5 protein-coding genes are annotated in these 5,527 nt (G+C 71.4%); 4 read left to right on the forward strand and 1 reads right to left on the reverse strand.

Going from position 1 to position 5,527, the window contains the following annotated elements; translation table 11 throughout:
• Positions 1-173: 173 nt before the first annotated feature.
• Positions 174-920: a hypothetical protein gene (locus tag QR77_RS09285; RefSeq protein WP_040020894.1), complete on the reverse strand. Its 747-nt coding sequence runs from the start codon at positions 918-920 to the stop codon at positions 174-176.
• 133 nt (positions 921-1,053) lie between these two features.
• Here QR77_RS09285 and QR77_RS09290 point away from each other — a divergent pair, with 133 nt between their 5' ends.
• The 4 genes from QR77_RS09290 to QR77_RS43370 all read left to right on the forward strand — a co-directional run.
• On the forward strand, positions 1,054-1,887 hold the full coding sequence (locus tag QR77_RS09290; RefSeq protein WP_078876566.1) for an adenosylcobinamide-GDP ribazoletransferase: 834 nt from the start codon (positions 1,054-1,056) through the stop codon (positions 1,885-1,887).
• A gap of 125 nt (positions 1,888-2,012) precedes the next feature.
• Positions 2,013-3,548: a leucyl aminopeptidase gene (locus tag QR77_RS09295; RefSeq protein ID WP_040020896.1), complete on the forward strand. Its 1,536-nt coding sequence runs from the start codon at positions 2,013-2,015 to the stop codon at positions 3,546-3,548.
• 386 nt (positions 3,549-3,934) lie between these two features.
• A complete protein-coding gene (gene lpdA, locus QR77_RS09300; protein ID WP_040020897.1) occupies positions 3,935-5,323 on the forward strand; it encodes a dihydrolipoyl dehydrogenase in 1,389 nt (462 codons plus the stop codon).
• A gap of 96 nt (positions 5,324-5,419) precedes the next feature.
• Positions 5,420-5,527 (forward strand): biotin/lipoyl-containing protein (locus QR77_RS43370; protein WP_307825842.1); only part of this gene is annotated, 108 nt, incomplete at its 3' end.

The following is a 5,527-nucleotide window of genomic DNA, read 5'->3' on the forward strand; positions in this document are numbered from 1 at the left end:
CGGCGGAGCTGCCGGAACGCCCGGAGCCGGAGCCCGAGCCGGATCCTGAAGCGACGGAAGACGCGGCCCCGGCGGTCACGGAGGCGGGCTGAGGCAGGCCGGCGGGCCGAGGCTCGCGCGCCGTACGGGGCCGGACACGGCGTCCGGCCCCCTCGCCCGCCCACAACGCCCGCTCACAAGGTCGGCCGGTCCGGTGCCCCGCCGATCCAGTCCTGCACCCGCTGCCTGGGCCGGACCCAGCGCACTTCGTGGTGGTACTCCCGCAGCAGGGCCTTCGCCCGCGCCTTCGGCCGCCGCCGGTAGAACCGCTTCGCCCACGGCGTCCCCGGCCGGGCCAGCCTGATCGCGCCGATGAGCGCCACGAACGGCACCAGGACCCCGATGAGCGCCATCCGCGGCTTCCCCTTGACCAGCGTGATGAGCGCGAAGAAGAAATCGACCACGAGGGTCGCGATCGCCGACCCCCTGTTCTGCCGCTGATCCGACGACAGCGAGTCGACGCCCAGCGGCGAGAACCCGCCCAGCACCAGCAGTGCCAGCGCCGCCGCCAGGATCACGACCTCCACGCTCTGCCGGCCCTGCTCGCTCCAGTAGACGTCGTCGAGGTGCAGGATCAGCGCGAACTCGTCGAGGACGAGACCCACCCCCACCCCGAAGATCACCGCGCACACCCCGGCGACGACGCCGTGCCTCCCGGTGCCGACCGCGCCGAAACCCCCGATCACGGTCAACACCACCCCCGGCACCACATGGTGGATGTGCGTACTGCCCGTCGAGACGTTCCCGAAGGGCCCCTTGCCGGCCCGGATCAGCCGGGTGATGACACGGGTCACCAGGAACGTGAGCACGAAGGACGCGAGCGCGAGCAGACCGGGGAGCTTGCCCGGCTCGACGATGTCCCGGTGGAACCAGTCGCCCATGCCACCAACTTCCCGATCGCACCCCTATGTGCCGTATGCGCAATTTAGCGCTCACGCACCATCAACGCACCGCCTCCGCCCCGCCCACGCCCCGATCCCGCCCCGCTCACGCCCCCGGTTACGCTTTCGCGCGATGACTCCCCGGGACGGAACCCCCAGCACTCCCGGCGCCCGGCGCACCCGCGCCACGTCGGGCGCCGGCCTCGACGGCATACGTTTCGCCTTCGGCACCCTCACCGTGCTGCCGGTCCGGGTGACGCGCTGGGACCGTGCCACCGCCGGCGCCGGAATGCTGTACGCGCCGCTCGCCGGGCTGGTCGTCGGCGCCGGTGCGGCCCTCGCCGGCGGTCTGCTGCTGCTCGCCGGGGCCTCCGCGCCGCTCGCCGCCGTGGCCGCGGTGGCCGTACCCGCCGTCCTCACGCGCGGGCTGCATCTCGACGGCCTCGCCGACACCGCCGACGGGCTCGGCAGCGGCAAGCCCGCCGAGGACGCCCTGCGGATCATGAAGCAGTCGGACATCGGGCCCTTCGGGGTGATCACACTGCTGCTGGTGCTGCTCGCCCAGGTCGCCGCCGTGGCCGAGTTGTACGGCGCGGGCCGCTGGCACGGCACGGTCGCGGTCGTCGTCGCCGGAGTCACCTCGCGGCTCGCGCTGACCCTCGCCTGCCGTACGGGCGTCCCGCCCGCCAGGCCCGACGGGCTGGGCGCCGCCGTCGCCGGGACTATCCCCACCGGGGCGGCCGTCGCGTCGGCCGTGCTCGTGACGGGTGTCTGCGCCGCCGCCGGCTCGTATCGCGGCCTCGGCGGCGCCGTCCACCACGCGGTGGCGGTCGTGGTGGCGCTGGCAGCGGCGTGGGCCCTGCTGCACCACTGCGTACGCCGCTTCGGCGGGGTCACCGGCGATGTCTTCGGCGCCCTCGCCGAGACGGCGGCGACCGTGACCCTGGTCGCACTGGCCCTGGGCTGAGCGGGCCGATTCTTCGCGCGTAGGCTCATTCCCGGCGCTCTTCGGGCCGGATTACGATGCGGCGGGCACGGTCGGCCCACCCCTCGACCGCCAACAGAACTCAACGGAAGCGAGATTTCACCACCGTGACTGCTCTCACTCTTAAGCCAGCCGGCGCGTCGACCCCTCGCGTCGACGTGGTCGTCGTCGGTGTCGCGAAGGGCGCCAAAGGCCTGGTTGTCGCGCCGGGTGGCGAGGCCGTGGACGCCGCGTTCGACGGAAAGCTCGCCACCGTACTGGAATCCCTCGGCGCCTCGGGCTCCGAGGGCGAGGTGACCAAGCTCCCCGCCCCCGCCGCTCTCAAGACACCGGTTGTCCTGGTCGTCGGCCTCGGCGCCGCTCCCGCCAAGGACGAGACGTACGGCACCGAGCCGCTGCGCCGCGCCGCCGGCTCCGCCGCGCGCGCCCTGGCCGGCACCAAGAAAGCCGCGTTCGCGCTGCCCCTCGAAGCCGCCGAGGACGTCGCGGCCGTCGCCGAGGGCGCGCTCCTCGGGGCGTACGCCTTCACCGTCTACCTGGGCGGCGAGAAGAAGACGAAGAACGGCAACGGCAACGGCCCGAAGCTGCCGCTCGCCGAGATCACGCTCCTCGGCGCGAAGCCGCGTGACAAGGACCACAAGGCGGCGGCCGAGCGCGCGATCGCGCTGACCGAGGAGATCAACCGCGCCCGCGACCTGATCAACACCCCGCCGAACGACCTGTATCCCGAGTCCTTCGCGGCCATCGCCGTCGCGGCCGGCAAGGAGCACGGCGTCAAGGTCGAGGTGCTCGACGAGAAGGCGCTCGTCAAGGGCGGCTTCGGCGGCATCCTCGGTGTCGGCCAGGGCTCGGCGACCCCGCCGCGCCTGGTGAAGCTGTCGTACACGCACCCCAAGGCGGAGAAGACCCTCGCCCTCGTCGGCAAGGGCATCACCTACGACTCGGGCGGCATCTCCCTCAAGTCGCCGGGCCACAACGAGACGATGAAGTGCGACATGAGCGGCGCCGCCGCCGTCTTCGCCGCCGTCGTCTCCGCCGCCCGGCTGGGGCTGCGCGTCAACGTGACCGCCTGGCTGGCGCTCGCCGAGAACATGCCGTCGGGGTCCGCCGTCCGGCCGGGCGACGTCCTGCGCATGTACAGCGGCAAGACCGTCGAGGTGCTCAACACCGACGCCGAGGGCAGGCTCGTGCTGGCCGACGCGATCACCCGCGCCTCCGAGGAGGCCCCGGACGCGATCGTCGACGTGGCGACCCTCACCGGCGCGATGATGATGGCGCTGGGCAGCCGTACGTTCGGCATCATGTCGAACGACGACGCCTTCCGTACCTCCCTGCACGAGATCGCCTCCGAGGTCGGCGAGGCGTCCTGGCCGATGCCGCTCCCCGCCGACCTGCGCAAGGGCATGGACTCCTCCACCGCCGACATCGCCAACATGGGCGAGCGGATGGGCGGCGGCCTGGTCGCCGGCCTCTTCCTGAAGGAGTTCGTGGGCGAGGGCATCACCTGGGCCCACCTGGACATCGCGGGACCGGCCTTCCACGAGGGCGCCCCGTTCGGCTACACGCCGAAGGGCGGTACGGGGTCCGCGATCCGTACGCTCGTCAGGCTGGCCGAGCGCACCGCCGACGGCGACCTCGGCTGAGCGTCGCCCGAGGACCGGACGTACCCGCGCGGGACGTAACGGCGGAATAAGAATCACGGCCCCGGGCTTGTACGAAGCCTGGGGCCGCGGTCCTTTTCCCGTCATGTGCCGTCCCGGCCGGTGGCCGGAACTCCGGCCCGCCCGTCCGCCGAGAACGTTCGCCCGTGAGCGAAATCCGAACGGCGTACGCGGGGGTAACCCCGTACAGCGCGGTTCGGGGCCGTCCCCGACCCCGGCCCCGCGTCCCGCCGCCCGTCAACAAGTGCGAAGATGGGTTCTCGGCAGGACAGGGCCCCCACCACAGGGCCGAAGACAAGCGGCCGAACACCAGCCGCCGCCCCGGTCACGAAGGCCGGCGCCCGGCGCACATGCATGGAGGACGTGACGTGGCGAACGACGCCAGCACTGTTTTCGACCTAGTGATCCTCGGTGGCGGTAGCGGTGGTTACGCCGCGGCGCTGCGCGGGGCGCAGCTAGGACTGGACGTCGCCCTGATCGAGAAGAACAAGCTGGGTGGCACCTGCCTGCACAACGGCTGCATTCCCACGAAGGCCCTGCTGCACGCCGGCGAGATCGCCGACCAGGCGCGTGAGGCCGACCAGTTCGGCGTCAAGGCCACCTTCGAGGGCATCGACATGGCGGGGGTGCACAAGTACAAGGACGACGTGGTCTCGGGCCTCTACAAGGGTCTTCAGGGGCTCATCGCCTCCCGCAAGGTGACCTACATCGAGGGTGAGGGGTATCTCTCCTCCCCCACCTCCGTCGACGTCGGGGGCCGCAGTGTCCAGGGGCGCCATGTCCTGCTGGCGACCGGCTCCGTGCCGAAGTCGCTGCCGGGCCTGGACATCGACGGCAACCGGATCATCTCCTCGGACCACGCGCTGACGCTGGACCGCGTCCCGCAGTCGGCGATCATCCTCGGCGGCGGCGTCATCGGCGTCGAGTTCGCCTCGGCGTGGAAGTCCTTCGGCACCGAGGTGACGATCGTCGAGGGCCTGAAGCACCTCGCGCCGCTGGAGGACGAGAACAGCTCCAAGCTGCTGGAGCGCGCCTTCCGCAAGCGCGGTATCAAGTTCAACCTCGGCACGTTCTTCGACAAGGCCGAGTACACGCAGGACGGCGTACGCGTCACCCTGGCCGACGGCAAGACCTTCGAGGCGGAGGTGCTGCTCGTCGCGATCGGCCGCGGCCCCGTCTCGGCGGGCCTCGGGTACGAGGAGCAGGGCGTCGCGATCGACCGCGGCTATGTGGTCGTCGACGAGTACATGCGTACGAACGTGGAGACGATCTCGGCGGTCGGTGACCTCGTCCCGACCCTCCAGCTCGCCCACGTCGGCTTCGCCGAGGGCATCCTCGTCGCGGAGCGGCTGGCCGGTCTCAAGACCGTCCCGATCGACTACGACGGTGTGCCCAGGGTGACGTACTCCCACCCGGAGGTCGCCTCCGTCGGTATCACCGAGGCCAAGGCCAAGGAGATCTACGGCGCCGACAAGGTCGTCGCCCTCAAGTCCAGCCTGGCGGCTAACGGCAGGAGCAAGATCCTCAAGACCTCGGGCGAGATCAAGCTCGTCCAGGTCAAGGACGGCGCCGTGGTCGGCATCCACATGGTCGGTGACCGTATGGGCGAGCAGGTCGGCGAAGCTCAGTTGATCTACAACTGGGAAGCGCTGCCTGCCGAGGTCGCGCAGCTCATCCACGCGCACCCGACCCAGAACGAGGCGCTCGGCGAGGCCCACCTGGCCCTGGCCGGCAAGCCCCTGCACTCCCACGACTGATGCGTCAGTCCGGGCGCGACGACCACTACCGCACTTCCCCTCGCTCGGCGCTCCGCGCGGGCTGGGGAGACCACACCGTTAGGAGCAACTGAAACCATGGCGGTTTCCGTAACCCTGCCGGCGCTCGGCGAGAGCGTCACCGAGGGCACTGTGACCCGCTGGCTGAAGGCCGAGGGCGAGCGCGTCGAGGCCGACGAGCCGCTG

Origin of the sequence: Streptomyces sp. 150FB, assembly GCF_000818195.1 — a bacterium.
GTDB lineage: Bacteria > Actinomycetota > Actinomycetes > Streptomycetales > Streptomycetaceae > Streptomyces.